Annotated in this window: 18 protein-coding genes and 1 tRNA gene; 9 read left to right on the top strand and 10 right to left on the bottom strand. The window is 56.9% G+C overall.

Annotation, left to right across the window (positions count from 1 at the left end; translation table 11 throughout):
• The first annotated feature begins 13 nt into the window (after positions 1–13).
• Both bioB and ACIPR4_RS17955 read left to right on the top strand, forming a co-directional pair.
• Positions 14–937, top strand: a complete 924-nt coding sequence (bioB, locus tag ACIPR4_RS17960; RefSeq protein ID WP_013570089.1) for a biotin synthase BioB — start codon at positions 14–16, stop codon at positions 935–937.
• Positions 937–2,745 carry a TonB-dependent receptor plug domain-containing protein gene (locus tag ACIPR4_RS17955; protein WP_013570088.1) on the top strand — a complete coding sequence of 603 codons (1,809 nt, stop codon included), beginning with the start codon at positions 937–939 and terminating at the stop codon, positions 2,743–2,745. The genes bioB and ACIPR4_RS17955 overlap by 1 nt, the downstream gene beginning before the upstream one ends.
• A 166-nt stretch (positions 2,746–2,911) precedes the next feature.
• Here the strand turns inward: ACIPR4_RS17955 and ACIPR4_RS17950 are convergent, their stop codons facing one another.
• Genes ACIPR4_RS17950 through ACIPR4_RS23355 form a run of 3 tightly spaced genes read right to left on the bottom strand, consistent with a single transcriptional unit; the run spans position 2,912 to position 4,739 of the window.
• Entirely contained in the window at positions 2,912–3,658 is a 747-nt protein-coding gene (locus tag ACIPR4_RS17950) for a YqcI/YcgG family protein (RefSeq protein WP_013570087.1), read from the bottom strand.
• Positions 3,655–4,623 (bottom strand): sterol desaturase family protein, encoded by a 969-nt coding sequence (locus ACIPR4_RS17945; RefSeq protein WP_013570086.1) that lies wholly within the window; start codon positions 4,621–4,623, stop codon positions 3,655–3,657. Before ACIPR4_RS17945 ends, ACIPR4_RS17950 begins: the two co-directional genes overlap by 4 nt.
• Positions 4,617–4,739, bottom strand: coding sequence for a hypothetical protein (locus tag ACIPR4_RS23355; RefSeq protein WP_013570085.1), 123 nt, complete (start codon positions 4,737–4,739; stop codon positions 4,617–4,619). The genes ACIPR4_RS17945 and ACIPR4_RS23355 overlap by 7 nt, the downstream gene beginning before the upstream one ends.
• 248 nt (positions 4,740–4,987) lie before the next feature.
• On the opposite strand from ACIPR4_RS23355, the gene ACIPR4_RS17935 reads away from it, so the two are divergent.
• Complete coding sequence (locus ACIPR4_RS17935) at positions 4,988–5,548, top strand: chorismate mutase (protein ID WP_187290209.1); 561 nt, start codon at positions 4,988–4,990, stop codon at positions 5,546–5,548.
• A 244-nt stretch (positions 5,549–5,792) separates the two neighbouring features.
• The gene (locus ACIPR4_RS22615) at positions 5,793–6,026 is read left to right on the top strand and encodes a hypothetical protein (RefSeq protein WP_144312479.1); all 234 of its coding nucleotides are present in this window, start codon (positions 5,793–5,795) and stop codon (positions 6,024–6,026) included.
• Positions 6,027–6,097: 71 nt separating this feature from the next.
• Here ACIPR4_RS22615 and ACIPR4_RS17925 read toward each other — a convergent pair whose 3' ends face one another.
• Together ACIPR4_RS17925 and ACIPR4_RS17920 are read right to left on the bottom strand one after the other, a co-directional pair.
• The gene (locus ACIPR4_RS17925) at positions 6,098–10,558 is read right to left on the bottom strand and encodes a glucoamylase family protein (protein ID WP_013570082.1); all 4,461 of its coding nucleotides are present in this window, start codon (positions 10,556–10,558) and stop codon (positions 6,098–6,100) included.
• Entirely contained in the window at positions 10,555–12,390 is a 1,836-nt protein-coding gene (locus ACIPR4_RS17920; protein WP_013570081.1) for an ABC transporter ATP-binding protein, read from the bottom strand. The genes ACIPR4_RS17925 and ACIPR4_RS17920 overlap by 4 nt, the downstream gene beginning before the upstream one ends.
• 254 nt (positions 12,391–12,644) lie before the next feature.
• Here ACIPR4_RS17920 and ACIPR4_RS17915 point away from each other — a divergent pair.
• The 5 genes from ACIPR4_RS17915 (at position 12,645) to ACIPR4_RS17900 (ending at position 18,140) form a co-directional block, all read left to right on the top strand.
• Positions 12,645–12,734, top strand: a tRNA-Ser gene (locus ACIPR4_RS17915).
• A 942-nt stretch (positions 12,735–13,676) separates the two neighbouring features.
• Complete coding sequence (locus ACIPR4_RS22275; protein ID WP_013570080.1) at positions 13,677–13,853, top strand: DUF1843 domain-containing protein; 177 nt, start codon at positions 13,677–13,679, stop codon at positions 13,851–13,853.
• A gap of 18 nt (positions 13,854–13,871) precedes the next feature.
• A complete protein-coding gene (locus ACIPR4_RS22270; RefSeq protein WP_013570079.1) occupies positions 13,872–14,237 on the top strand; it encodes a DUF1843 domain-containing protein in 366 nt (121 codons plus the stop codon).
• An 81-nt stretch (positions 14,238–14,318) separates the two neighbouring features.
• Positions 14,319–15,794, top strand: a complete 1,476-nt coding sequence (locus tag ACIPR4_RS17905) for a GDL motif peptide-associated radical SAM/SPASM maturase (protein ID WP_144312478.1) — start codon at positions 14,319–14,321, stop codon at positions 15,792–15,794.
• Between the two features lie 60 nt (positions 15,795–15,854).
• A complete protein-coding gene (locus ACIPR4_RS17900; RefSeq protein ID WP_013570077.1) occupies positions 15,855–18,140 on the top strand; it encodes a tetratricopeptide repeat protein in 2,286 nt (761 codons plus the stop codon).
• A 9-nt stretch (positions 18,141–18,149) separates the two neighbouring features.
• On the opposite strand, the gene ACIPR4_RS17895 is transcribed toward ACIPR4_RS17900, so the two are convergent.
• The 5 genes from ACIPR4_RS17895 to ACIPR4_RS17875 form a co-directional block, all read right to left on the bottom strand.
• Positions 18,150–19,211: a bifunctional glycosyltransferase family 2/GtrA family protein gene (locus tag ACIPR4_RS17895; protein ID WP_013570076.1), complete on the bottom strand. Its 1,062-nt coding sequence runs from the start codon at positions 19,209–19,211 to the stop codon at positions 18,150–18,152.
• Positions 19,212–19,362: 151 nt separating this feature from the next.
• The gene (locus tag ACIPR4_RS17890) at positions 19,363–19,620 is read right to left on the bottom strand and encodes a hypothetical protein (RefSeq protein ID WP_144312477.1); all 258 of its coding nucleotides are present in this window, start codon (positions 19,618–19,620) and stop codon (positions 19,363–19,365) included.
• Positions 19,621–19,657: 37 nt separating this feature from the next.
• Positions 19,658–21,799, bottom strand: a complete 2,142-nt coding sequence (locus tag ACIPR4_RS17885) for a TolC family protein (RefSeq protein WP_013570074.1) — start codon at positions 21,797–21,799, stop codon at positions 19,658–19,660.
• Entirely contained in the window at positions 21,796–23,472 is a 1,677-nt protein-coding gene (locus ACIPR4_RS17880) for an efflux RND transporter periplasmic adaptor subunit (protein ID WP_013570073.1), read from the bottom strand. The genes ACIPR4_RS17885 and ACIPR4_RS17880 overlap by 4 nt, the downstream gene beginning before the upstream one ends.
• 10 nt (positions 23,473–23,482) lie before the next feature.
• Positions 23,483–26,731 (bottom strand): efflux RND transporter permease subunit, encoded by a 3,249-nt coding sequence (locus ACIPR4_RS17875; protein WP_013570072.1) that lies wholly within the window; start codon positions 26,729–26,731, stop codon positions 23,483–23,485.
• Positions 26,732–26,760 lie beyond the last annotated feature (29 nt).

Below are 26,760 nucleotides of genomic sequence, written 5' to 3'. Positions count from 1 at the left end.
GGGAGAGGTCTTCATGAATCCGCTTCTTGAACGCGCGTTAGAGCTCTATCATCTTCCACTTTTCGAATTGATCGATCAGGCACATCAGGTGCACCGGCAATGCCATGATCCTGCCGACGTTCAACGCTGCGTGTTGCTTTCCATCAAGACAGGTGGCTGCCCGGAGGATTGCGGCTATTGTTCACAGTCGGCCCACCACGCTACGAATGTGCCGCGCCTGCCTCTGCTCACAATTGACGAAGTCCGAACCGCGGCGCAACACGCGAAAGAGCGCGGAGCAACCCGCTTCTGCATGGGAGCGGCCTGGAGAAGCGCTCCCTATGGCGAGCCCTTCGAACGAGTTCTCGGCATGGTTCGAGAGGTCAAGTCCTTCGGACTTGAAGCATGTGCAACCCTGGGAATGCTGGATCAGGAACAGGCACATCGCTTGAAAGAAGCAGGTCTCGATGCCTACAACCACAACCTGGATACAAGCCGCGAGTTCTACGGACAGGTCATCACCACGCGAACCTTCGACGACCGCCTCCGCACCATTGAAGCAGTGCGCAAAGCTGGAATCACTGTCTGCTGCGGGGGGATTCTGGGGCTGGGAGAAAGTGAAATCGATCGTTGCGGGCTTCTCGCGGAGCTTGCAGCGATGCAGCCGCAGCCGGAATCGGTCCCGATCAACCTTTTAGTTCCGATTGAAGGAACGCCGCTCCGGTCTGCCGATCCCGTGAAGAGCACCGACCTGATACGAGTCATTGCCGTAGCGCGCATCCTCATGCCGCAGTCACGTGTGCGCCTGTCCGCAGGCCGTCTTTCACTCAATCATGAAGCACAGCTTCTCGCGTTCTTTGCAGGAGCGAACTCCATCTTTATCGGCGATAAACTCCTGACCACCCCAAACGCGACAGAGCATGACGATCAGCGTCTCCTTGCCGAGGTGGGAGCCTGATGCGCCGCTCAGTCTTGTTGATCGCGTCTCTCGTGTCGGCCTGCGCTGAAGCACGGCAAAAGCCAGCGTTCCCTTTCGTCGATATAACCATCGTCGTTCTCGGCAGCCCGATACCGGTCTCCGAACAAGAGTCTGCACGCGCCGTGGTAAGCCTGGACGCGCAACGTGCTCCGCTTGCATTCCACCAGATCGAAGACTATCTCCGCACCGATTCTTCGGTGGACATCCAGCAACGGGGCGGCGGCGGAATCATGGCGGACATATCCGTACGAGGCGCATCCTTTGAGCAGACGCTGGTGCTGGTTAACGGTCTTCGCATGGACAACGCGGAGACGGCTCATTTCAACCTGGACTTACCGATCCCGCTCTTTACCATTGAGCGTCTCGACGTGCTGCACGGCGACGGATCAACACTGTACGGTTCCGATGCAATTGGAGGTGTCGTCGATGTCCGCACCGTCACACCTGCCGATACGTCTCTTCGCTTGAAGACAGGAGTCGGAAGCTTCGGCGAGAACGAGCAGGCGATGCTTGCTTCGATCGCGAAGAAGAACTGGAGCGACGTTCTCGCCGGAGACCGCGAGTTCTCGACAGGTTTCATGACCGGCCGTGACTATCGAACCGAAAACGCCAGCAACGAACTTCGATTTGCCTCGGTGCTCGGTCACAGCGACATGCTCATCGCGGGAGATGATCGAGCCTTTGGTGCCAATCAGTTTTACGGTCCCTATGATTCATGGGAAAGAACGAAGGGATGGTTTGCAGCCCTCACGCAACAGTTCAACCCCAACACGCAGGTCTCGGCTTCCTACCGCCGGCATTCCGATATTTACCTGCTGGAGCGCGATGAGCCCACGGGGTATAAAAATCAACACATCGATGACGGCTTTGAGGGAGCGGTTCGTGATCAGCGAGTCCTCGCAAAAAATCTGACGCTCGCCACCGGCCTTGAAGAAGATACGGACCAGATTGTCAGCACCAACCTTGGACAACACGGCAGAAACCGTGGTGCAGGCTATGCGGTCGCCGAATGGCTGCAACCGGGCCGTGGCTCACTTTCGCTTGGAGCACGCGAAGAAGTCTTCGATGGAGGCGGCTCTGTGTTCAGTCCGATGTTTTCCGCGACGCGCTGGCTTCCCCACAAGACATCACTGCACGCCTCCATTGGCCATGGCTTTCGCATCCCCACCTTCCTCGATCTCTATTACAGCGATCCCTCTACGCTCGGCAATCCAAACCTCAAACCGGAATCGGCTTGGAACTTTGATGCGGGAGTGAGTTGGTTTCCGAAGCCTCAGGTGACGGCAAGCATCACAGTCTTCTACGCGCGACAGCACAACACCATCGACTACACCCGCGCTTCCGAGGCAGATCCATGGCATGCAAGCAATCTTCCTGGTGTATGCTTCACGGGCGTTGAGGCGTCCGTCGCATGGCAGCCGCTTTCCAGGGAACGCCTCACTGTCAGTTGGACCAATCTCGTCGGGGCGCAAAGCGCACTGCACGGTCTCCAGTCCGAATATGTCTTCAACTACCCCATCAACAATGCTCGCCTTACTTGGACGCAGCAGATCTCATCGCAGGTGGTGTTGAATACTCGCTTCGGAGTGCTTCAGCGGTTCGAGAAGAACCCTTATGCAGTCTGGGACGTTTCGTTGGTGCGCCAACTGGGACGGATTCGCCCATATCTGCAAATGACCAATCTAACCAACACCGGCTATGAGGAGATCGTAAACGTGCGTATGCCGCCGCGAGGGTTCGTCGGCGGATTCGAGATTGTCCTTCGAAAGCCGCGAAGCGGATCCTGAGTCGACGGATCAAGGTTTAAGGACACGCCTATCGACGGAGAACTCGAATCTCATTATCAGAGATGGACGAAGTGCTATCTCGGAGGTCCACCAAATAACCCCTTTAAAATATTAGGCTCTCTGAGCATGCGCCGTACGTTTTGAGGGTCATTCCTGCCTCCGAGCGTTATAGCGATCCTTGCCTGGTGCCTACATGGAATGGACAGATTCCTATCTCCGGCCCATTGTCATCCGGGAGTGCGTACTGCTTCCATTCTCTGTTGGCTGGTTCGCCATAGAATCCTATGTTGGGATGCACCGGCATTCCGTCATAGGCCAGCATGCGCGCGTGAATGCGCCGCCGAACCTCCGCGGCGATGGGCCGCGATGTCATCGGATCGATGAAGAGAAACCTCGGCTGGAAGACGAATACGAGCCCGGGACCGAGGTTCCTGCTGCGGCGGATTCGGTAGGTAGGGGAGGCTCCAACAACAAACATCTCGCAATGCTCGAAGGAGAACTCCCAGAGAGGATCTTCAGGTGTTCTTTCCGTTGACGGGTCGGGATCATGTTCATGAAGGAATTGCAGCGTCTGCCAAAAACGAGTGACGAAGGCGGCATGATCCGAAATCGAAGGATCTGGTTCAAAGAATGCGACCAGACTGGAGCGTTCATGCTCGGGGGTCTGAACGAGGTCGACGAACCGCCGCATGCTGGTGACGAGGTCTTGGAGTTTCTTGTTGGGGATGAAGGTATAGATCATCTCGCCGCGCAACTCGCCACCTTGTCCGAAGAAACAGGGATACTCAGGAGCGCGAAGCTTAGCCCGATATTCCTCATACGCGATGTGCTTCCAGGTTTCCTTGGGAGTGATGCCGAGCTTTCCTTGATCGAGAACCCGATCCATCCAATTCTGGGGTGCGACACGGATCATGACGCTGTCCTTGTTGGCGATACTTTGCTGCGGCGGCCTAGACGCATCATGCGGCGCAAGCCCGCCAACTGCTGCTCGCCCCAGGATCCGTTGACGAGTGCAGGTTCGGCGCCCGCATCGCCGGTCTCTATCGTGTGGTCTCCGAACCTGGCAGTGCCGAAGAGAACGTCCCAGAGAGATAATGCCGTGCCGAAGTTTGTGCTGCGACGTCCGGCCGCCTTCAAGGCATGGTGGGTGCGATGGAACTGAGGGGAGACAAAGATGTAACTACCTAGCCAGCCATAATCCATACGCGTATTTGCATGTGAAATGCTGCCCAGAAGCCGGAAGCAGAGGATGAGGAATGGGAATTGCATTCCGGGGACGCCAATGACCAGGGCGACAGCAATCAACCAGACATACGTGATGGTGTCCTCAAGGACATGCGACCGGTCATCCGACCAGAAGGTCAACTGCTCTTCCGCATGGTGCAAAGAGTGAATGCCATACCACCAGCTAACCCGATGCGAGATCCGATGGCGCCAGTAGTCGGCAAGATCAAGAACGGCGAAGTTGAGTACGAAAGTCAACGTCGGCCAAGCAACGCGAGCGGGAAGTAACCGCGAAAGCGACGGCGTTGCCAGATCATGGATGCGAAGAAATCCTTCCAGACTTTGGCGGAGCCAGTTGTATTCGAAGTAAGCAATCAGCGGAAAGAGAACGATGCGGACGAAGAACGCATAGGAGACGTCAGCCGCAATCGAGTTACGTTTCTGCCAACTCGTAAGAGGCCAGAAGCGTTCCAGAGGAGTACAGATCAGAAAGCTGATACACAACTCTGCGACCCCGCACGCGGCGAAGAAGACCCAGAGCGACAGTATGTAGTGATTCTGTCCGAGACCCAGTTTGTTCAGGAACGCCTGGATCGTGCCGAGAGTGGAATGGGTGCTCAGCGTAGTCAAAGAGCTGGCTGGAAGTTTCACCATCGTCCCGTCTCCTCAGGTCCAGTGCCCATCTTCGCCGAGAAGAAAAACAGCCGCCAGCCGTTTGCAGGGAGCGCCGCGTTTTCGGCAGGGAACTTCGAGAATTTCTGGTCGGACATGTTCCGGCTTCTCCCGTACCATGAGGCTTGTAACAAAAATCGCCTGCGGATCCAGGGAATAAAAAACCGCTGAGAACGTTCTATCAGCGTCCTTCTTCGCGCCGACGCGCTTCCCGATTGCAGGCCACCGAAGGATCGAGAGAAGCTGATTGGTGGCCGAAGACAAACTGAATTTTCACACGATGTGCCTTCGGCACTTTTGGCACCATGCTTCAACAGGGAATTCGAGAATGATGAGTCAGAACAGAATGTCTATTGCGATTGTCGCTTTTGCGGTAGTCAGCATCTCCAATGTGCATGCACAATCAAGCACTCCGATCGACCGGTTGCAACCGCTGGTCGAGGCATCCGCCCAGAGGCTCGCTCTTGCCGACCAGGTTGCCCTGGCGAAATGGGATAGTGGCATGCCGATCGAGGACGCAACCCGCGAGGCGAGTGTTATCGCCGGAGCAGTCAAGTCAGGCGAATCCAAGGATCTGGATTCTGTTTCTGTGGCCAATTTCTTCAAGGCACAAATTGAATCGAACAAAATTGTTCAGTATGGACTGCTTGCGAAGTGGCGTCGTTCTGGAGGCGCCCCTAAACATGCACCCATCGATTTAGTTGCGACGATTCGTCCACAGCTGGATTGGATACAGATAGCGCTCGTGACAGCGTTGGCAGAGACGAAGGCGATGCGTTCAGATCCCGCTTGTAAAGACGACGTAGCGAAAGCTGTTGGGAAGTATCTCGCGCTGCACAAGCGCAACGCCGACGCTCTTCATGCAATTGCTTTGGATCGCTCGCTTGCAGCAACGTGTGCACGATAACTGCTGCTATCGGAAAGCAAGTGAGTGTTTTTTGTAAGTGCTGTTTCAAGGGAATAGAACCCGCAAAACTTTGTCTTTGTTTGCAGAGGACAAGAACTTGCGACACATCTTTCGAAACACATTACTCTCCCTTGCGGTTGTCTGTGCGACTGCCGCTTACTCCCAAGACGCAGCACGGGTAAATCTCCCCTTCGACTTCGTAGCCGCAGGGGAGCATTTTCCGGCGGGCTACTACAGGATTGTCATGGATTCGAATCATGGCTTCCTCATGCTGGCCAACGAGGAAAAAGTCTCGAAGAGGATCCGGCTAGTTGTAGGAGTCGGTGATCCAGATGGACCTTCAACGCTTCTCCGGTTCGACGTATGTGGCGAGGAGCACGTCCTGCGCAACATCCAGATGGACATGCAGGTCACCAGGAACCTGGACGCTCCGAAGAACCAGGTCGGTGGTGTTCCCTGCGTAACGCTTAAGTATTAAGTTGAAACAAAATCCGGTGAACGTGCTGCCTGCAGCAGCGGTCGGTGCATACTGCAGGCGGTATCTGGATCCTAGCTTTGCTCTTCCTGCCCAATCTGTGGCCGTTCATGTAGAAGACGTTCTGTAGCGCGAACCATCGGCGCGGCATGAAACGCTCTCTGGAACAAGCGATCATTCAAGAGATTGCAGATCGCCATCAAGGACATGCCCTGATGATGCACCATCCACGACTTCACCAGAACGCAGTCCGGATGACGTCGCGACGCTGAAGCGCTGCTGTAGTCCGCGGCTTCATAGAATCCGAAGCTCCCGATCCAGCCCATCTTCTGCATGCGGCTGAGATTGCGAAGCGCAGCTTCAGGCTCAAACTCAAGTGCCAGGCAGGTGGAGTAGGGCGAGATCACAGGCCCTGCTTCAGCTCCGTATTTGAGCGCGACCAAAGGCACACCGAACGCGTGGTAAAGGTAGTTGCCCCAGGCATCGGTCTGGCTGTAACCAGACTCCGAGATACCCCACGGAATGCGGCGCCGTTTTGCATACTCTTCCTGTACGCACACGATACTATGCAGCGACCGCCAGAGCATCGTGTTCGGATAGCTCTCCATCCATAGCGTCGGCATCAGATATTCGAACATCGTGCCCGTCCACGAAAGCAGTACCGAGCGTCCGAAGGCACGCACCTGATTTCTTCCCAGGCGGAACCATGTCTGCTGTGGAATGTCGCCCTTGGCGATGGCCACGAAGACCGCCATGCGTGCTTCGGAAGCGAGCAAATCGAAGCAGGAAGAATCAAGCGTCCCGTCTTTTGGTGTGAAGCCGATGGAGAGCAACTCTCGATCCGGACTTTGCAGATGGCAGAAGTCGGTTGCGAGCAGAAGATCCTGCGCCTGTTCCGCAATTCTTTCCAGGTCTGCAATCATAGAAGCGACTTCGATGCGTGCTTCTGCGATCTGTGCAAGCAGAGCTTCCGCAAGTCCAGCGGACTGCTCCTCTTCGGCTCTCGGTGGTGCGAGACGTTTGAGATCGGCTTCGATCTGATCCATGAGCGAAGTGATATCCGTCAGCGTTACAGAACGCATGGACGCATCGAACGCCTTCAACGTGGATCGGCGCAGAGGCGCATATTTTGCGAGAAGCCACGGCATGTATCGGCTCAGGTAACTCTGGGCAGCCTGTAAACGTTCGTCGACCTGGCGTGTCCACCATGCGGTGTCGCTGTCCCGTTCTTCTACTTGTGAGAGATGTACGGAGAGGCTGAGTTGAGACAGATGCTCCATCGCGTCCAGCGCATCCGCGTCTTCGGGAATAACGAAGAGACGTGCGGACGTGGAGGCATTCATCGATTCGAGCACGCCCTGACAGTCGCGCAGGCCGTTCTGCAGAACACTGGAGACCAGTGGCTGCTTGAGTTGCTCCAGTGCTCCCATGCGCAGCGAGATGAGCGAAGCGCAGAGATTGCCGCTATCGACGGTCGTCACCATGGGAGGGTCCATCATGGCGAGCGTCGACGTATCGTGAAAGTTGAAGATATGTCCGAGGTGTTTGGGCATGCGCGCAAAGGAGTCGAGCGTCTTCGCGGTAAGAGAGGTGAACTCCGGCAGGGTGAGATAGCCGAACGCAAGCGCAGCCTGTCGCGCATTCAAGAGAAGACCAACGTTCGTTGGCGAGATGCGATCTGCCTGCCGCAGATCGCCTTCCTGTACGTTGTCGGGGATCAGCCAGTTGTTCTCTGCTGTGCTGAACTCGGCAAAGTATCTCCAGGTGCGGAGAGCGACATGTCGCAGGAACTTCTCCTGTGGCGAACTTAGGACAAATTTGGTCGAAGGTCTTCCATCCAGCCAGCGCATGAGCGGGCCTGTAAAGACCCAGAGAGCGAGGATGGGCAGGCAGATCCAGAGACCGTGGTGGCTCTGCAACACCAGAAGCACGGCCAGAATGATTGCGAGTACAGGCGTTAGTTTTAGATACGTATCGGAAGCGGCCGTAGACGTGCCTGACTCTGCCTGTTCTGCTGTCTCCCATTCGAGAAGTTTCTCTCCCGAGACGAAGCGTCGGAACATCGACCGAATGATGGCATCGATTGTGGTGAGAACCTGCGAGGGCAGGAAGGCGAGCGAGATCAGGACAACGGCCTGCGACGAAACGCTGGCGGAGAATGCCTTGCCTACCGCCTTCCAGTTTCCCTTCCAAACGGCGATGCTCAGCGCTAAAAAGAGTTGTGAGTAGGCAGACAGGAAGAGAAGCACAAGAACGCATGCTGTCCAGAACACTCTTTCCGTGGGCAGGGCGAACAGGCCCACCAGCAACAGAACAAAGGTGGAGGTTTCCACGAGACTGCGTCGCAGGTTGTCCAGGATCTTCCATCGCGAGGTATTTGAGATGGGGTTGTTGACCATGCGGTTTTCTTCGTTGGGAACACGATCGAAGAGCCACTGCACAATCTGCCAGTCGCCACGCACCCAGCGATGACGCCGACGCGTCCAGGCGCTGTAGTGCGAGGGATAGTCGTCAATCACTTCGACATCGCTGACCAGACCGACACGTGCGTACGCGCCTTCAATGAGGTCGTGGCTCAGCAACGCACCGCGTGGAAAACGCTTGTCGAGGATTTCGTGAAGTACCGCGACATCGTAGATGCCCTTGCCGGTGAAGATCGCTTCACCGTAGAGGTCCTGATAGACATCAGAGACAGCGCGCGAGTACGGGTCCATGCCGCTCTCACCCGACTGCAGCGACGCCAGTCGGGAATGGTTCGCCGAGTGCACGCTGACGTCCACGCGTGGCTGCAGAATGCCGTATCCCTGCCGCACGATTTTGTCTTTCGGATCGACCACGGCGCGGTTGAGAGGATGCGCCATCGTGCCGATGAGGCGATGCGCCGCTCCACGGGGCAGCTGCGTGTCGCTGTCGAGCGTGATGACATAGCGGATGCCGTGGAGGTCGTTCAGTGTCATCGACTTTACGGGGAAAGCATCGTGCTCTCCGCGGATCAGCTTGTTGAGGTCGAGCAGCTTGCCGCGCTTGCGCTCCCAACCCATCCATACGCCCTGCCGGAAGTCGAAGATACGATGCCGGTGAAGCAGAAGAAAGGTACCGTGCTGTTCTTTTGCGTATCGTTCATTGAGCTTTTCGATTAGCGAAACAGCGTAGTCCACGAGCGGGCTACCGTCTTTTTCCGCAGGCTGCGTCAACGAATCCGGAAGATCGGTCAACAGGGCAAAGTGAATATTGGGATCGCGATTCGCGAGATAGCGAACTTCGATCTCTTCCACAAGCCGTTCTACCTGGGTGACTGAGGTCAATAAGGTAGGAACAGCGACGAGCGTGGCACACTCCGAGGGAACGCCTTTGCTGAAATCCCACTTGGGCAGAGCCTTCGCAGGGAAGGCCAGCGTTACCAGGTTGTTGAGAAGGTCGGTTGCGGTCTGGCTCGCGGGCAACACCATCAGCAACATGCCAAACACGAGTCCCGTCATGGAGGCGTGGCGACTGATATGCGGCAGAATGATGGCGGCGAGCAGGAATTCTGTCACCAGAATGATGCCGCCGATATAGAAGTAGTCGGCGTGCTTCCTGAGAAAGACTTCAAGACGCTGAGATAGGCGCGGGTGGTAGCCTACCCGCCGAAGAAGCTGCGGACGTCCCGCACCGACGAGGTAGTAGCCAATGTGCCTCAGCTTGAAACCTGCGGGAGAGATGTCTTCCGGCGCGTTGCGCGCAAGTTCCAGCGCGGCCTTCGCGACCTGCATCTCGGAGAAATCAGCCCTGTGTGCGATTTCGGCGACGGCCTTCTGGTAGTGTTCCCTGCTGTCCTGCTCCATCGAGGGATACGTGCCTGAAGGATCTTCGCGGAGCACCGACTCGTAGCCGATGAGTGTTCCGAGGTAGCGAGGCCAGTCGAGCTGACCGAGCCGCTCCATGCTCTTGAGGCAACGTCCCATCCGGTGGAGTTGGGAGCCTTCTGTGTGCTGCAAGTGGGTGTCGGTCTCGCTTCCGGCGTGGAACATGAATCGTTCCAGCAGGGCCACTTTGAGCACAGACACGAGTGCCCAGATCTCATCTCCCAGCAGAGCTTCGCGGCCCTCTATTTCTTTAACAAAGAACGACCAGCTTTCCTTGGTCCAGTCGTCGTTTGTGGCCTCGAGAAAGGCGGTCGCAAGAAGTACAATACGGGGCTTGAGGATGCCGGACTTGTCGGTTGCTGCAGGAAGCTCTTTCCAGAAGCGCCTGACGGCTTTAATCTCTCGATACTCGCCACGCAACAATCGGCCATTTTCAAGAATCAGCTTCTGGCGGTGGTCGATCTCTTTGGTGGCGAAAGACGCGTCGTCCGCATCTTTGTTGGCGGGTACTTCAAGAAGAGCGTGGTAACTATCAGAAAAGTACTTCCAGTAGTGGTCCGTGCCCTGTGCTCCCAGCGGCTGAAACGATGTGCCGTAGGTCGCAATAAAGTGGTCTGCCTCGGCCTGCAGCATCTCGCGCTGCTCGGCTCCTTGGGTTCGATTGAAGTTTTCATCGATCGTTGAATTCATCGGTAGCTCGCCGCCTGTAGTTCAAACATCGTGGCATAGCGTCCGCCCAGACGGAGCAGTTCATCGTGGGTGCCTTCTTCTACAAGACGGCCGCCCTCGAGGACCACGATCCGGTCCACCATTCGGACGGTCGAGAAGCGATGCGAGATCAGCACCGCCATCTTTCCCTGCGTTAGTTCGGCAAAACGCTCGAAGACCTCTGCCTCGCTGCGCGCATCGAGTGCGGCAGTAGGCTCGTCGAGAATCAGAAGTTGAGCATCGCGAAGATACGCTCTTGCCAAAGCAAGCTTCTGCCACTCGCCTCCAGAGAGATCGACGCCCGAAGCAAAGCGGCGACCCAGCATCTGCTCATATCCTCCGCCCAATCGCTTGACAACATCATCCGCAAGGCTCTTCTCCGCGGCGCGCTCAATGTCTTGGTCCTGGTCCAGTTGTTCGATACGGCCGATGCCGATGTTCTCGCGCACGGTCATCTCGTAGCGCATGAAGTCCTGAAAGATCACACCGGTTTCGTGATGCAACTGCTCCATGCTGTACTCGCGCAGATCGATTCCATCCAGCAGAATCTGCCCTTCAGTCGGATCGTAAAGCCGCGTGAGCAGCTTCACAATCGTGGTCTTGCCCTGACCATTTTCGCCGATCAGCGCAATGCGCTGACCGCGTGCGAGAAACAGGTTGAAGTCCGCCAGCACCTTGCGCGAGCTTCCAGGGTAGGAGAACGAGACATTGCGGAACTCAAAGCCTTTGAGGATAGGCACTGGCACAGGAAGCGGATTGGGTTTCGATTTGACCGTCGGCTGCATATCGAAGAAGGCCAGCAGATCGGTAAGAAAGAGCGCCTGATCCGCAATGCCAGAGAGCGTAGAGAAGACCTGCTGCAGAGCGCCGCTGGCCTGGAGAATCGCACCGGTCAGGAAGGCGAGTGTGCCGATATCGAAGCCACCCTGGAGTGTCTTCCAGATCGTCCACGCATACGCGGTGTAATAACCGAGGGTGCTGATGATCGAAAGTGCAGCACCGACACGAAGCCGCCGCACGGAGAGGGCAAGATTTTCTTTCCGGATGGTCTCCGAAATCTTTGTAAAGCGATCGGTTAAAAACTTATGCAGACCGAAGAGTTTGAGTTCCTTCGCCGCTTCTTTGCTTCCACCGAGCAGACGGAGGTAATCCAGTTGCCGGTTGAGCGGTGTCTGGCGGAAATTTTTTGCATAACCGAGGAAAGCAAAGTGCGTCTCTCCCAGGAAACCCGGAATAACGCCGGCCAGCAGAAGCAGAAGCAGCCACGGCGCGAGCCAAAGAATCGCAAGAGAGAGAGCGATGGTCGTGACCATCTGCTGGATGAGATTGCCAATGGCCTGGATCATTACCAAGCGGTCGGTGGCCTGCACACGCGCTCGCTCCAGACGGTCGTAGAAGACGGGATCCTCATACAGGGTCAGATCCAGCTGCGAAGCGTGCTCGATCACGCGAACGCTGATGTGGTGCGTATACCGGTCGGCCAGCACGGCATCCAGGTAGGAGAGCACGCGGGAGAGCACGGCGATAAGAATCGCCAGGCCAAACTCCAGACCAACCAGCCACCAGAAACGCAAGCCTAACAGCTCATGCCGCTCCACTACCGCCACTACACCATTAATGATGAGGCGGGAGACGAACAGAAGAGCGAGAGGTAGCAGCGCAATCACGACCCGGAGAACAACACCCCATGCAACGATGGCCGGAGCAGCCGCCCAAACTATTCCCAGTACAGGCGGAATGCTGCGCATCGCCTGTACTCTTTCGTGGAAGACCTTTGCGAAGCCATGCTCCACCTGTTTTTCCGTCGATTCCATTCACTCTCCTGCTCACGCTGCGGTGGCGTTGATGCTCTTCCGGGGAGACTGCGAAGGTCGCAGCCTCGTTTTCAGGATCTTTTTGAATAGATGCGTTCTTTGCCGCAGGAATTGGCTCGCATCTCCCGATTCTCTCTATGAAGTCTCGCATGAGCGCAATTTCGATCGGCCAAATGGGCCTTCAGTCAACGATTTCAAGGGGGCGAAGCCCAACCGACTCAACGATTTGTTACGCTGAATACGACGCACCCTGCGGAGGGATGTGTGAGTGGTTGAAACAGGCGGTCTTGAAAACCGCTTTACCTTTGCGGGTAACGGGGGTTCGAATCCCTCTCCCTCCGCCATATAATCTCGGGACGCTCTCTCCGTCCTTAGTCATTCGTAGAAGCAACCCGGTTGATGTCACGGTAGTCCTCAACGCTTGTGCTCAGGTACCGGGGCGATGGTCTCTGGCGAGTAGCAATACAAATGCGGTTCGTCCAAACGCAATTTTATAGAGCGAATTCTGCTTGACTTGAAGGAAAAATACATTTCATCTGTTGGACACAAACTCGCGAGCATGTGATAGATGAGATGGTTCGCCCCACTCTGTCCGGCGCCGACGAGCGAAGGTGCTCTTCCTCTCAAAATATCTTTCGTAGTCTTTGTCGGATTTTCTCCATCTGGACGCACCGCCAAGATCTCGTTACGGAGAAAAACTATGATCGCTGGCAAATGAGGCCTTCGCCTAAGCAGTACCTTATAAGGCTTTAGCTGACTGCCGTCTGGGATTTGTACGCCAGTTAGTCCGCGTTCTATGGCACATCGCAACACGAAAGAGTGCGATGCGAGGATGGCTGCGGCCAATTATCTGCGCGTGCCTGCGCCTTGAGTTCAGCATAACTCTGACGTAGCGGCTTACTTCTTCTGTCTGTTCTGTAAGTAGATAGCTTGTGTGTAATTTCGGCAAAGGCGCCGACCTTAATTCGGAATTAATATTTGATAAGCCTCTTGACATTAGATCTTCGTGCGCTCTTACTATTGCTACTGCCACGCGGAGATTTTTATGGCTTCCAACTTAGTCGCCCAAAAAGGGTATAGATCTCTCGCCATAACGTTGGTGAGGATCGAACGCAGCATCTCCCTCTGCGGGATTCTTCTCCCGCCGAAACAACTCTCCCGCTATCTCCCGATGACAGATTCCCAAGCCACACTCAGTGAAGAGTGCGGACCAGGCGCGCTTCCGGTTAGTTCTTCAGACCCTTACGTGCGGGCCGTTCTCCGCTGCCAGGAAGAAAGGTATATCGATGACAGATGTCAGGCCTTACGGCGTCGCAATCCAGCAAGCAGTAGCAAGCGGCGATCTCCAAAAGATGAAATCGACCTTGCTCACCGCGGAAAAACATGTTGCCGACTACGGTGACGTATCTTCCGCGCTCGAAGTGCTCAAAATCGAAATAGCAAAACTCGAAGCTCACAAATAAGCCAAAGGAGATTTAGAAATGTCCGAGACAGGTTCCCACCACCCCATCCCTCTGTATGCCGTCAGTATTCACAATGCAGCGGCCAGCGGCGATCTAGCTGCTATGAAGAAGACTGTCACCGATGCCGAGGAGCATTTGAAGACGTACGGCAACGTGGGCGCGGCCGTAGAAGCGCTCAAGGTAGAGATAGCCAAGCTAGAATCCGATACAAAAGGCCCAATCATTCGCCCGCTCTACGGCCGTCCTATCGACGACGCGATCAAGAGTGGCGATTTGCAAAAGATGAAGGCTATCGCTGCTGAAGCAAAGAGCTACAAAGGCAGCGACATCTCTGCTGAGGTCAAAAAACTCAACGCCGAGATTGCCAAACTGGAAGGTAAGTAACTCCCTTTATCCTGGGTATCCCACCGCATCGTCCTCTTTCAAGGATGGTGTGGCGGGATGCTTCTATCGGAGCCCCGCAAGATGGAAACGCCCCCACGCTATCTCACCAATCAGGATTTCCAGCGCTACATTCCCGTTCATGTCGTCTGGGAGATCACGCTGGCCTGCGATCTCAAGTGCATGCACTGCGGCTCCCGCGCTGGCCATCGCCGCCCTGACGAACTTACAACGCAAGAGTGCCTCGATGTCGTTGACGCGCTCGCGCGTCTAGGCACGCGCGAGGTCACGCTGATTGGCGGCGAAGCCTATCTGCGCAAGGACTGGACGCAGATCATCCGCCGTTGCGCTGACCACGGTATCTACTGCGCTACCCAGACGGGTGGCCGCAACTTCACGCAGCAGCGCCTGCAGGAAGCTATCGACGCAGGGATGAACGGATTGGGTGTCTCACTCGATGGCCTTGAGCCTCTGCATGACAGACTCCGAGGTGTCCCCGGTTCCTTCCGCCAGGCCCTCGATACACTCCAGCGCGCCCACGATGCTGGACTTAGCATCAGCGTGAATACGCAAATCGGCGCCGAGATCATTCCACAACTTCCTGAGCTTATGGAGATTATTCTCGGAGCTGGTGCCAAGCAATGGCAGATCCAGATTACGGTCGCCATGGGCAATGCTGTCGATCACCCGGAGTTGCTCTTGCAACCTCACCGTGTGCTCGAACTGATGCCCATGCTTGCACGCCTCTATCAGGAAGCGGCAGAGCGCGGGATGCTGATGGTCACTGGCAATAACATTGGTTACTTCGGCCCCTATGAGCACATCTGGCGAGGCTTCGGCGACGAGCGTGTCCACTGGAGCGGCTGCAATGCGGGTCATACCGGTCTGGCTCTCGAAGCCGACGGTACGGTGAAGGGCTGTCCTTCGCTGGCGACCGTTGGCTTCTCGGGCGGTAACGTTCGTGACCTCACGCTCGAACACATCTGGAACCACAGTAAGGAGATCCACTTCGGCCGCCTCCGTTCCATCGAAGACCTTTGGGGGTTTTGTCGCACCTGCTACTACGCCGAGGTCTGTCGCGGCGGCTGCACATGGACCTCACACTCGCTTCTTGGCAAACCGGGAAACAATCCATACTGCCACTACCGTGCCCTGGAGCTGGAAAAGCAGGGGCTCCGCGAGCGCGTGGTCAAGATCCGCGATGCCGCTCCGGACTCCTTCGCAGTCGGTGAGTTTGAGCTGATCACGGAACGGATCGAGGATGGCACTGTAGCCGCCAGTTCGGTATCGCAAAAGCAACTCGTCCAACTGGGTTTAAGTAACGACGAAAGATGGTCGCCGCGCGAAGGCCGTGTGCCTCCGACGCTCAAACTTTGCCGCGCGTGTAACGAATATGTGTGGCCGCATGAAGTCGATTGTCCACACTGCGGAGAAAACATCGCCGCGTCGCTGGCGCAGTACCAGGAAGACACGCGCCGCCGCCGTGAAGCCATGGACGCTGTCCGCGCGCTCATAGAGAGCTATCGAGCAGCGGAGACCTCGGTTGTGCCATCCACATGATTTGCCGCGAAATGATTTATGAGCAAGTCATGTACGTCATGAAGGCGTAAGTTAGTTGCGATGATTGATGGCAGACAATGGAGGTCACCAGCACGTCGCAACTTGCTGATTGGGGCAGGATTGCCGCTCCTGACCATCTGCGTGGTGTACTCCAATTCGTTTGCGAACACGTTTCACTTCGACGACTTTCACACCGTTACGGATAACCCCGCAGTGCGGCATTTGACCAACCTGGGCCGGTTTTTTACCGATACGCACTTGTTCAGCGTGTTGCCCCCAAATCAGACTTACCGGCCTGTGGTGTCTGTGTCGCTTGCATTGGATTACGCGCTCGGACATGGCTATAGCCCGTTCTGGTTTCATCTCAGTACTTTTATTTTTTTTCTAATTCTTGTCGCTCTTCTTTGGGCACTCTTCCAAGACGTCTATCAGCGTGCGGATCCTGCGGGGTCATGGCCGAGTAACCGGAATGCGACGCTCGCTCTGCTGGGTGCAACGTGGTTCGGAGTACATCCGGCCATGGCCGAGACGGTGAACTACGTCATTCAGCGCAGCGATCTTTACTGCACGCTGGGTTGCGTGGCAGCGTTGGTGTTGTGGGCGCGATGGCCGCAGGGGCGGAGGTTTGGGCTTTACCTGGTGCCGTTTGCGCTTGCACTTCTGAGCAAGCCGCCAGCAGCGGTCTTTCCCTTCCTTCTGTTTGCCTACGCCGTTTTCTTCGAGTTCGGTGAGGATCGCGGACGTTGGCGGAAGAGCCTGGTGGCAATACTGCCTGCGCTGATGGTCACACTCGCGGGTCTTTGCCTGCAAAGCGCCATGACGCCCAAGAGCTTTGCGCCTTCGATCCTCGATCCTTGGGCCTATCGCAGGGGACAGCCCTTCGTCTGGCTGCGCTACTTCGGACAACTATTTCTTCCGATCCATCTCAATGTGGACTCTGACTTATCGCCGTTCGATTCGCTGGATGGGCGGGCCGTGCTTGGAATACTCTTCGCACTGACTCTGATTGCGGTGATCGTGTGGGCAGCGCGGCGTCGAAGCGCCTACCCCATCGCTTTTGGCCTGATCTGGTTCCTGGTCACGCAGATACCCACTTCGGCCTACGCCCTGTCTGAGATGGAAAACGATCATCGCATGTTCTTTTCCTTTCCTGGACTGATGCTGGCGGTGGTGTGGGGAATGTGGCTGGTGTTGCAGCACGTCATGACAACTGAAAAGCTGCGCACACTGACGCCGATTCTGATCGGCGTGGCTATTGTGCTGCTGTGTGGCTACGCTTGGGGCGCACACGTACGCAACCGTGTTTGGAAGACGGAAGAATCGCTTTGGCTGGACGACGTGATCAAGTCGTCGCACAACGGCCGTGGGTTGATGATCTACGGCCTCACGCAGATGAATAAGGGGGACTACCCCACTGCGTTGGAGTACTTTACGAAGGCCCTGCAATACACACCGAACTATGCCACGCTGGAGATCAATCTTGGTGTGGTGCATGGCGTCATGGGACATCGCTCTGAGGCGGAGGAGCATTTTCGCCGTGCCATGCTGTTGACCCCGAACGACGATCAGGTGCACGCCTTTTATGGGCGCTGGCTCCTCGGGGAAGAGCGAATTCCTGAAGCTCTTGCGGAAGAGCAACGGGCTGTCGCGCTGAATCCGCAGCGCTCCATACAGCGCGATCTCCTGCTTACGGTTCTCAGCCGCACCGGCGATGAAGCTTCTCTGCGTCAGGCCGCGATTGAGACGCTGGCCATTATTCCGGAAGATGCGACGGCGCGTGCGTTCCTTCAGCAGGCACATCCCACGAATGCAACCGACGCCCTGAACCTTTCGCTGGCCCAGTATCGCCAGGGCCAGTACGCTCAATCATTGGAGTCCGCGCAGAGGGCCCTGGTGTTCGATCCCAAGATGGCAGAGGCATACAACAACATCGGCGCAGCTTACGGTGCGATGGGCCGATGGGACGACGCCGTCGCAAACGAAATCAAGGCGCTCCAGATCAATCCGGAGCTCGACATCGCGAAGAACAACCTGGCGATCTTCCAACAGAAGCGAGCTGCGACAACTGGTCCGCCGTCTGTCGTTGCGGATCTCATCAACCGATCCATGGCGCTGAACCAGGCGGGCAAGTTTGCGGAGAGTATCGACACCGCGCGGCAGGCTCTGAAGCTTGATCCAAACTCAGCCCTCGCATGGAATAACATCGCGGCCAATTACGAAGCGATGCATCAGTGGGATGATGCGATTGCGGCGGCAAAGACGGCCATCGCACTGCAGCCCGACTTCCCGCTCGCGAAGAACAATCTGGCTTGGTCGGAGGCGCAGAAGAGGCAAGGTGTGCGCTAAGGCATTCCATCAGACCGCGGTGGAGCGGCGGAAGATAAAGGTGCGTTGAACAGAGAAGCTCATCAGGCTCAGAGCAGCATCGACGCAAAGCTTCGCGACAAAGACGTTCCAATGCAGCCGCTGCACGGTGACCCAGATGAGTGCATAACTGAGAAAAGCGATGAGGATCACAAGTGCGTAGTAACGCAGGAGCGCCACGGTAACAGAACCACGATTCCGAAAGACGAAGCGGCGGTTCAACGCGAAGTTCACCAGGGAGCTGAAGCGTCCGAACGCAACACTCGCGGCGAGGTGATGCGTCAGTGCAAAAGCCACGGTGAATCCGAGGAAGTCGATCCCCGACGCAAGGATGGACGAGAGAAAGAACCGCGCAAGCACAAAATAGATGCGCATCGAGTCCCACACCGGATCGAAGTGCGACGAGCGATTACCTTCGATGTAGACCGTTTCGATTGGCACCTCGACAGGCTTGTTTCCCTCGCGGCAAAGGTGCGCGAGCATCGTCATCTCGTACTCGTAGCGCTCGCCATCGAGGGTCATCAACTCCGGAAGCGAGGCCATCGGAAGGCCTCGCAGTCCGGTCTGTGTATCGCCGACGCGAACGCCCGTGCCAAAGGCGAAGAGAACACGTGTCAGCGTGTTCCCGAATCGACTGCGGAGCGGGACGTTTCCTGAGAAAGACCTCACGCCCAAGATGGGTTCCGAACCGCTCACAGCCAGCCGTGCCGCGACGTGTGCGATATCGGCTACGGTATGTTGTCCATCGGCATCCGCCGTAACCACACCGAGCAGGTGAGGGTACTCCGTCAAGATGTAGTTGAAGCCGGTTTTAAGCGCCCGTCCCTTGCCAAGATTTACGCTGTGGCGAAGAACAGGGAGGCCTGCTCTGGCAAAGCGGTTGAAGATCGGTCGATCTTTCTGCGGGCTCCCATCATCGACCAACACGACGAGTGCAAATCCGCAGGCCATGAGCTCTGCAATCGTTTCTTCGAGGACAGGTTCGATATGCCGCACCGGAATCAGTACAGCGATGGCCGACAGGTTCAACTCGCCGATGGGGTCGGAACTCATGTGCGGGTAAGCATAGCGCGCGGGACGCTGCAGGAGAACCCTCTTGCGTGAGAGTAAAGAAGTATTCAGTAGATGTGCGCGGCTGCTTATATAACTTTGTCATCCCGTAGCGTTAGCGAAGGGATCTGTTGCGCTACGGCCGACATGCAGCCTAGTAGTTGCCGCGAAATCCCATGGCCCGCAGCTGGTCGCGGGTGACCGTGGCCTGAATGCCATCGGGTGGAAAGGACGACCAATATCCAATGCCGACTCGCTCCAGCGCCTTCAGCGCTTCGTACTCCGAAGGAAGACGCTGCAGCTGAAGACTATGCATCACAAAACTCTGCGAGCCAGACTTCACAGGATCTGTGGCGAAGTGCAAGGTCGCCCCGACCCTGCGTAATGTGAAGTGCACAAGATTCGTATCCATCGTTGTCGAGCCTAGCATGTCGCCGCGGGCTCAGAGTTTACGGCAGTGTTCCGCGAACCGTGTCGTCCAGAAGAATATGATTCTTCTCCAGCAGATCGCCGAGCGCACGGTCCAGCGACATCTGCGCCTTCATCCAATCGGATCTCGCGGCAACTTCGGTGGAGCGTGCCTGCGCCAGGTAAGACTGGTCCTGGATGATCAGGAAGTTGGTGCTCGCACCGACGGCGAATTTGTCCTTCTCCGCCTGCAAAAGCTGGTCCTGATAGTTCCTGCTTTCTACGGCGGCAGCATATGCCTGGTGTGCACTTTCGAGAGCGATGGCAGCGTTTTCAACCTGTTGACGGATCTCATTTTCCAGACGAATCGATCGAGCCTCCGCCTGTCGCAGCTGGATCTGATCGCGCTCCGCATCGGCCTGCGCAATGCGGTTGCGCAGCGGAAGATTCAGCTGAATACCACCCTGGTAGATCGTCGAAAGCCGGAGTCCACCTTGGGTCAGCGCTGGTGCGACGCTTGAAACACCCGTTCCCGGAGAACCCAAAGGCGTCGACGACATCAGGGTCGATCCACGCGTCTGAATGTTGGCATAGACGTTGAGCGCAGGCTTCACGTTGTTCCGCGCGGCGCTCGTCGCAATCTGATCATCCTTGATCTGTAACGATGCCTGGGCCAGGTCAGGCCGATTCGTCAGCGCATCGGCAATGAGCGAAGAGATGTCGAGCGAAGGCGCGGCATCCGGAACGGTAATGTGGTCCGTCGGAAAGATGCCCACAATGCCCGCTGAGGGATCTCCCAGGCGACGCAGCAACTGCTGCCGCAGGATGGCTTCCTGCTGCCGGTATTCACCCTTCGCTTGAATCAGGTCCAGGCGGTTCGAGGAGACCAGCGCCTGTGCTCGCGTCAGTTCGATCGGCGCCAGTGTACCTTCGTCGACCTGCGCCTTGTCATCGCGATAAAGTTGTTCTGCAGCGGCGAGCGTCTGTTCCTTCACACCGACGTTTTCCCCGAGCGAAACCAGATCGTAGTAGAGCCGCGAGATACCATAGACCGTCTCCAGCACCTGCTGTTCGAAGAGCAGCCGCGATTGCTTCTGCTGCAGCCGCGCGATACGGATAAAGCGAAGATTGACATCGCGTCCACGACCACGCAGAAGCGGTTGCGTCAGAGTCACCGAAGTCGAAGGAGCATGGAAGGGATCGTACTGCGACCCATTGGCATATAGCACCTGTGGCGCGTTGTCGGCATAGGCTTCCAGCTGCGCTCCCGTGGAGAAGCCCTGCTGGTAGTCAAGCCCCGCGCTGAGAAAGCTGAGCGGACCTGTTGGGGCAGTTGTTCCGGTGTCGATAAGCGAATTCTGATCGGACCTGCGAAGATAGCCCACCTGTGTAAACAAGGTCGGATCGAAGAGCGGGATCGAAGGGCCTGGAGAGTAGGGAAATGGTCCGTTCTGCGAGAGGTCCTGCTGTGTTCCGCTGCCCGTCTGCGTCACCTGCGAGAGATCGGCAATCGATGCATTCGTCGAAGAGGCATTCCCCGTCGTAGCTGTAATCAGAAGGGGGCTGGTCGCCGCGCCCACGCCCGGCGCCATCTGCTGCACGGTGTAATCAATGCCGCGCAGGTTACCTCCGCCCTTGGCGCGTGTCAGGTCGGTATGCGCAAGAAGAAGGTTGTAACGACTTACTTCCACATCCAGATTGTTCTCAATCGCAAGTGAAAGAGCGTCATGTAGCGAGAGGTATAGACGACCATCGTGGATCAGCGCGCTCAGACGATCTCCGGAGACCACAGGAAGCGGAGGCGTGTTCGGTCCACGATAAGCGTCGATGAGATTGTAGAAACCATCCTTGCGTGCAGGGCCTGCTTCCTTCTGCGGAAGCAGGGTCATCTCTGTAGCGTGATTCACAGCTGCTGAAGGCTCCGCAGGTGTCTGCAGCTGCGGGCTCATCGGTGGTACGGAGCGAAGATCCACCGTTGTCTGATCGGTCTGTGGCAGCGGCGCATCCGGAGCTGCCGCAGGCGTCTGTTGGTCGGGCACGGACTTCTGTCCCGGCGCTTGAGTCGCTGCAGGCGTAGGTGGATTGGGCGCAGTAAACGGTGGCGGCTGCTGCCCCGTCTGCGCTCGCGACAGACCGCAGGTGAGCACGAAGAGAACCGCGGAATATCTCCGAAGCGTCCTCATTTCGAGGCTCCCTTTTGTGCCTGCTTTTGCTGGCCGCCGCCAGACTTATCTCCGCCCTTCTTGCCTTGCTGAGTCGTGCTCTCCGTCTTGGAGTTCACAATGGATTGATCGCCGTACTGGCTGGGGCCGGAGTCCGGAGCCTGATTCGTCTGCGCTCCACCCTGGCCGCTCTCGTTTGAAACACGAGGACGCACCTTGACGCCCTGCCGTACGTCGTCAGTTACGGTCGACACTACCCAGTCGCCCTCGCGCAAACCGCTCAGGATCTCCACCGTTGGGCCGTAGTCGCGACCGATCTCCACGGGCACCAGTTGAATCTTCTGATCGCGCACCGTGGCGATGGTTGTTTTGTCCTGTCGCACGATGACCGCGTCGCCCGGCACGGTCAAAGGAGGCACGCCACGCACTTGTACAAACGTCACGACGGCATACATACCCGGAAGGAGCGAACCGTTCCTGTTGTCGACATCGATCTCTGTCAGCATCGTGCGACTGTTCTGATCGACAGAACCCGAAGTGCGGGCAACAATCCCAGAGATCGGTTTCCCCGCGCGCTCCTGCACGAAGATCTGAGCGCCCATACCCTGTTGGATGCTGGACGCATAACCTTCAGGCACAGAGACAAGAATCCGCAGCTTATCCAACTGCGCTATCCCGAACAGCGCGCCGCCCTGTGCCTGATCGGTCGCGGGCGCGGCGGATTGGTTGGCCGTGCCGGAGCTCCCGCTCGTGTTGCTGCTGCCCACGTTCGCAGAGCCTCCACTGGGCGTCTGCGAACTCGACATGGGCATGCTCGCCGCAGCACCAGAAGCACCCACAAGGGCTCCCACGTCCGAGTTACGTTGAGTGATGATGCCGTCGAAGGGTGCTGTGACGCGTTCGTAACTCTGCAGCGCGATCGACCTGCGCAGATTGGCGCGATAGCTCTCCACATTCCTCTGCGCCGAAGCGACCACTGCCGCCTGGGCCAGATAATCAGCTTCTCTCTGATCCCCATCCTGCCGCGAAAAAACACCTTTCGCGACCAGCGTCCGCCAACGTTCCCAGGTCACGCGGCTAAGCGCAAGCTGTGCCTGCTGCTGTGAGACCTGCGACTCTGCCTGCCGCAACTGCTCGCGTGCTTGGTCCACCTGCGCATCGAGATCGGGAGCATCGATCAATGCGAGCAGTTGACCCTTCTTCACATGATCTCCAATGTCGACGAAGCGCTTACGCAGATAGCCATTCGCCCGTGCATAAATGTAAGCCTCTGTAATCGGCGACGTGGTTCCCGGCACGGTAAGTTGACCCGGCGCGTGAGAGCGCTTTACCTGGATCACATCTACCTCCGGCTCTTCGTGTTCGCGCTGCTCTGCCAGCGTTGCCGCCTTCTTCTGCTCCGCGTGCCGGGGAAGATATCCCAGCAGAAAAATCAGGAGCAACACCACCAAAGCTGCACCTGCCCAGAGAAAAATCTTCTTCCAATTGCGATGTTTGCTGCGCTGCTTGCGATCGAACTCCTGCTGCACTTCACGGTCGTGCGCAACGTCGGTATGCCGCTTGTGCGCAGCCTGCCGCGCCAGCGACTCCTCGTGCTCCCACTCATCGCGCGTCATGCGGCGGTCGGGGTCGTCCTGCACGCGATGCAGGCGCTCATCTTCGGGATACATCTTCTGCTGTAAGTCGTCGCTCATAGTCTCCCGTTCAAGCCGGCTGCGGCTCGCCCCCACTCTGCCCCGGCGGCGCGGCCTGCCTCTGCTCATCGCCCTCGTGATACGCCTTATCAATCTCTTCGTCGTAGTTGCGCGGCGGCTTCGTCTGCAGCCAGGAGTACATCACCGGCACGACAAACAGCGTTCCCATCGTTGCTAACAGAAGTCCGCCAATTACGGCCCGGCCCAGCGGTGCATTCTGCTCTCCACCTTCGCCCAGCGCCAGCGCCATCGGTAGCATGCCGATGATCATCGCGAGCGCTGTCATGCAGACTGGGCGGAGCCGTGTAAATCCTGCACTGAGCGCCGCCTCCACGCTGTCTTTGCCCGTAGCACGCTCATCGTTCGCAAACACCACCAGAAGAATGCTGTTCGCCGTGGCTACGCCGATGGTCATAATCGCACCCATCAGCGAGGGCACATTGAAGGTCGTCCCCGTAAGGAAGAGCATCCAGAGCACGCCCGCAAAGGCCACGGGCAGCGCCATCAAAATCAGGAGTGGGTCGAGCCAGCTCTGGAAGTTGACCGCCATCAAAAGGTAGACCAGGATGATGGCGAAGATGATGCCGATGCCGAGCCGCAGGAACGAGTCGCTCATCGTCTTCACCTCGCCGCGTAGCGCAAGCGTCGTGCTGGCGGGGAGGTCGGGCTGCGCCTTGTCCATGATCTTGCGGATGTCGCTCGCCACGCCGCCCAGGTCGCGCTGGTCTGCGTCCGCGTAGATGTCATAGACCGGCTGAATGTTGTAGTGATCGATGATCACGGGAGTAACGTCTCTTTGAAAATTCGCGACATTCCCAAGAAGCTGACTCGCATTGCCCGCAGGCGAAGTTATGGGAACACGCGCGAGCGATTGCAGCGAATCGATCCGGTACTGCGGTGTCTGGACCACTACCTGGTAGTTCACGCCATTCTGTGGATTCAGCCACTCATTCGGCGCTGTCTGCCCCGTTCCTGTCAGCGAGATCAGCATGCTCTGCGCAACGTCTTGCTGCGTCAGACCAATCTGCCGCGCCTTTGTTCGGTCTACATTCACGTCGATGGTGGGCAGGGCGATCTGCTGATGGATGTGTGCGTCCACCACTCCCGGAATCGCCTGCACCTGTTTCAGAAGTTTCTGCGCGATCTGGTAGTTTTGCGCTCCACGGCCAGTTACCTGTAAGTCAATTGGCGCAGGCAAACCAAAATCCAGAATCTGGTTCGTAATATTCGCTGGAGTAAAGAAGAACGTCGCATCGGGAAACTTCTGATGAAGGTCCGCGCGCAGCTGTCGCATATAAAGCTGCGTATGGCGCTTACCCGGATCGAGCGAAATCATAATGTCGCCGTCGGTATCGGACGTGACGGCGCTATTGGAAAACGCCAGATTGATGCCGCCATTCGGAAGCCCGATATTATCCAGAATCATCTTCGTCTCTTCCGCGGGAAGTACCTTGCGGATCTCCTTTTCTACAGCAGCAAAGTACAACTCGGAATCTTCCGGGCGCATACCTTGCGGCGGATAGATATGGAGCCGCATCTGTCCCGAATCCACATAGGGGAAAAAATCCTCGCCAATCATAAAGATCAGCGGCAGCGACAGCAGGACAAATAATCCGAAGATACCCACCGTCAATCCGCGATTCTCCAAGGCCCACTCCAGCAGACCCTTGTAGTTCTCGCGCCGACGCTCAAACCAGCGGTCGAATTTTGAATGCACTCGCCAGATCCAGTTCTCGTCTTCTTCCTTTTTTGCAGCCTCCGGATCCTGATAGAGGAAGATCTCACTTCCCAGCAGGAAGTGCATCATCGTCGGCACAAGCGTTCGCGAAAGAAAATAGGAAGCCATCATCGCAAAGACCACTGCCATCGCCAGCGGTGTAAAGAGATAACGTGCCGGTCCGGACAGCAAAACAACCGGCATGAACACAATGCAGATCGCCAGCGTAGACACAAACGCAGGCGCGGCCACTTGCTGCGCGCTATCCAGAATCGCCCGCACCAGTGGTTTGCTCTCCATCATGTTGCGATGGGTGTTTTCAATCTCTACTGTTGCGTCGTCCACCAGGATGCCCACGGCAAGCGCCAGCCCACCCAACGTCATCACGTTAATTGTCTGGTGCAGCGCGTACAGAATCACGAGCGACGTTGCGATCGACAGTGGAATCGAGGTACAGACAATCAGCGTCGAGCGCCACGATCCCAGGAACAGCAGGATCATGAGGCCTGTCAGCGCAGCCGCGATGGAGGCTTCGCGCACGACTTCGTTGATCGATGCAGACACAAAGATGGATTGATCGAAGAGCGGCGTGATCGTCAGTTCCGGCGGTAGCCCAGCCTTCACCTGTGGAATCATCTTCTTCACGTTCTTCACAATGTCCAGTGTGGACGTCTCGCCATTCTTCAAAACCGTCAGCAGGGCCGCGCGCTTCCCATCCTGACGCACCACGTTGACTTGCGGCGCATAGCCCAGGCGTACCTGCGCCACATCCTTTACCAGAACCACAGCACCATTCGTGGCTCGAATCGGAAGGTCGTTCAAGGCCGAAACGACAGCCGGAGAAGAGTTCAGCTTGACGATGAACTCACGATCTCCCATGCGCGCCACGCCCGCCGGAAGAATCAGATTCTGCTGATTGAATGCCGTGGAAACATCCGTTGCCGAAAGATGCTTCGCATACAGCAGGTTCGGATCGACATCCACCTGAACCTGCCGCACCTTGCCGCCATAGGGTAGCGGCACCGAAGCGCCCTCGACGTTCGCCAGTCGCGGCCGTATGAACGAAAGGCCCAGATCGTAAAGATCTTCTTCGCTCAGGCCCTTTCCAGAAAGTCCTAGTTGCACAATCGGTACGCTGGAAGCATCGTATTTCAGAACATTCGGGGGAAAGGTTCCTGGGGGAAGATTGCGCAGAATCGTCTGTACGATCGCCGTAATCTGCGATAGCGCCAACTCGATCTTTACGTTCGGCTGAAAGAAGACCCGGATGACTGAGACGCCCTGGTAGCTTTCGGATTGCGTATGCTCAATGTCGTTGACCGTCGTGGTCAGGGCACGCTCGCACACCGTTACAATGCGGCCTTCCATGTCCTGTGGAGGCAGACCACTATAGCTCCAGACAATGCTTACGACTGGAATATTGATGTAGGGATAAACATCTTTCGGAGCCTCAATACACGTGGCAATCCCAAGCAGCATCATCAGCATCGAGAAGACGACGAAAGTATAGGGTCGCCTAAGCGCGAGCCGAACGATCCACATAGGTCCCTCGAAAACAGAATTAGTCTTAG

The organism is Terriglobus saanensis SP1PR4 (assembly GCF_000179915.2).
Taxonomy (GTDB): Bacteria; Acidobacteriota; Terriglobia; order Terriglobales; family Acidobacteriaceae; genus Terriglobus; species Terriglobus saanensis.
This window is presented reverse-complemented; position numbering and strand designations above follow the sequence as displayed.

Bases quoted from the DNA above. Each gene is read 5' to 3' on its own strand.
- ACIPR4_RS17955 (WP_013570088.1), top strand. From the start codon at position 937: ATGCGCCGCTCAGTCTTGTTGATCGCGTCTCTCGTGTCGGCCTGCGCT.
- ACIPR4_RS22615 (WP_144312479.1), top strand. From the start codon at position 5,793: ATGGATTCGAATCATGGCTTCCTCATGCTGGCCAACGAGGAAAAAGTC.
- ACIPR4_RS23355 (WP_013570085.1), bottom strand. From the start codon at position 4,739: ATGTCCGACCAGAAATTCTCGAAGTTCCCTGCCGAAAACGCGGCGCTC.
- ACIPR4_RS17895 (WP_013570076.1), bottom strand. From the start codon at position 19,211: ATGAGTTCCGACCCCATCGGCGAGTTGAACCTGTCGGCCATCGCTGTA.
- ACIPR4_RS17925 (WP_013570082.1), bottom strand. From the start codon at position 10,558: ATGAATTCAACGATCGATGAAAACTTCAATCGAACCCAAGGAGCCGAG.
- ACIPR4_RS17950 (WP_013570087.1), bottom strand. From the start codon at position 3,658: ATGATCCGTGTCGCACCCCAGAATTGGATGGATCGGGTTCTCGATCAA.
- ACIPR4_RS22270 (WP_013570079.1), top strand. From the start codon at position 13,872: ATGTCCGAGACAGGTTCCCACCACCCCATCCCTCTGTATGCCGTCAGT.
- ACIPR4_RS17900 (WP_013570077.1), top strand. From the start codon at position 15,855: ATGATTGATGGCAGACAATGGAGGTCACCAGCACGTCGCAACTTGCTG.
- ACIPR4_RS17935 (WP_187290209.1), top strand. From the start codon at position 4,988: ATGTCTATTGCGATTGTCGCTTTTGCGGTAGTCAGCATCTCCAATGTG.
- ACIPR4_RS17890 (WP_144312477.1), bottom strand. From the start codon at position 19,620: ATGGATACGAATCTTGTGCACTTCACATTACGCAGGGTCGGGGCGACC.
- ACIPR4_RS17945 (WP_013570086.1), bottom strand. From the start codon at position 4,623: ATGGTGAAACTTCCAGCCAGCTCTTTGACTACGCTGAGCACCCATTCC.
- ACIPR4_RS17905 (WP_144312478.1), top strand. From the start codon at position 14,319: ATGGAAACGCCCCCACGCTATCTCACCAATCAGGATTTCCAGCGCTAC.
- ACIPR4_RS17880 (WP_013570073.1), bottom strand. From the start codon at position 23,472: ATGAGCGACGACTTACAGCAGAAGATGTATCCCGAAGATGAGCGCCTG.
- bioB (WP_013570089.1), top strand. From the start codon at position 14: ATGAATCCGCTTCTTGAACGCGCGTTAGAGCTCTATCATCTTCCACTT.
- ACIPR4_RS17920 (WP_013570081.1), bottom strand. From the start codon at position 12,390: ATGGAATCGACGGAAAAACAGGTGGAGCATGGCTTCGCAAAGGTCTTC.
- ACIPR4_RS17885 (WP_013570074.1), bottom strand. From the start codon at position 21,799: ATGAGGACGCTTCGGAGATATTCCGCGGTTCTCTTCGTGCTCACCTGC.
- ACIPR4_RS22275 (WP_013570080.1), top strand. From the start codon at position 13,677: ATGACAGATGTCAGGCCTTACGGCGTCGCAATCCAGCAAGCAGTAGCA.
- ACIPR4_RS17875 (WP_013570072.1), bottom strand. From the start codon at position 26,731: ATGTGGATCGTTCGGCTCGCGCTTAGGCGACCCTATACTTTCGTCGTC.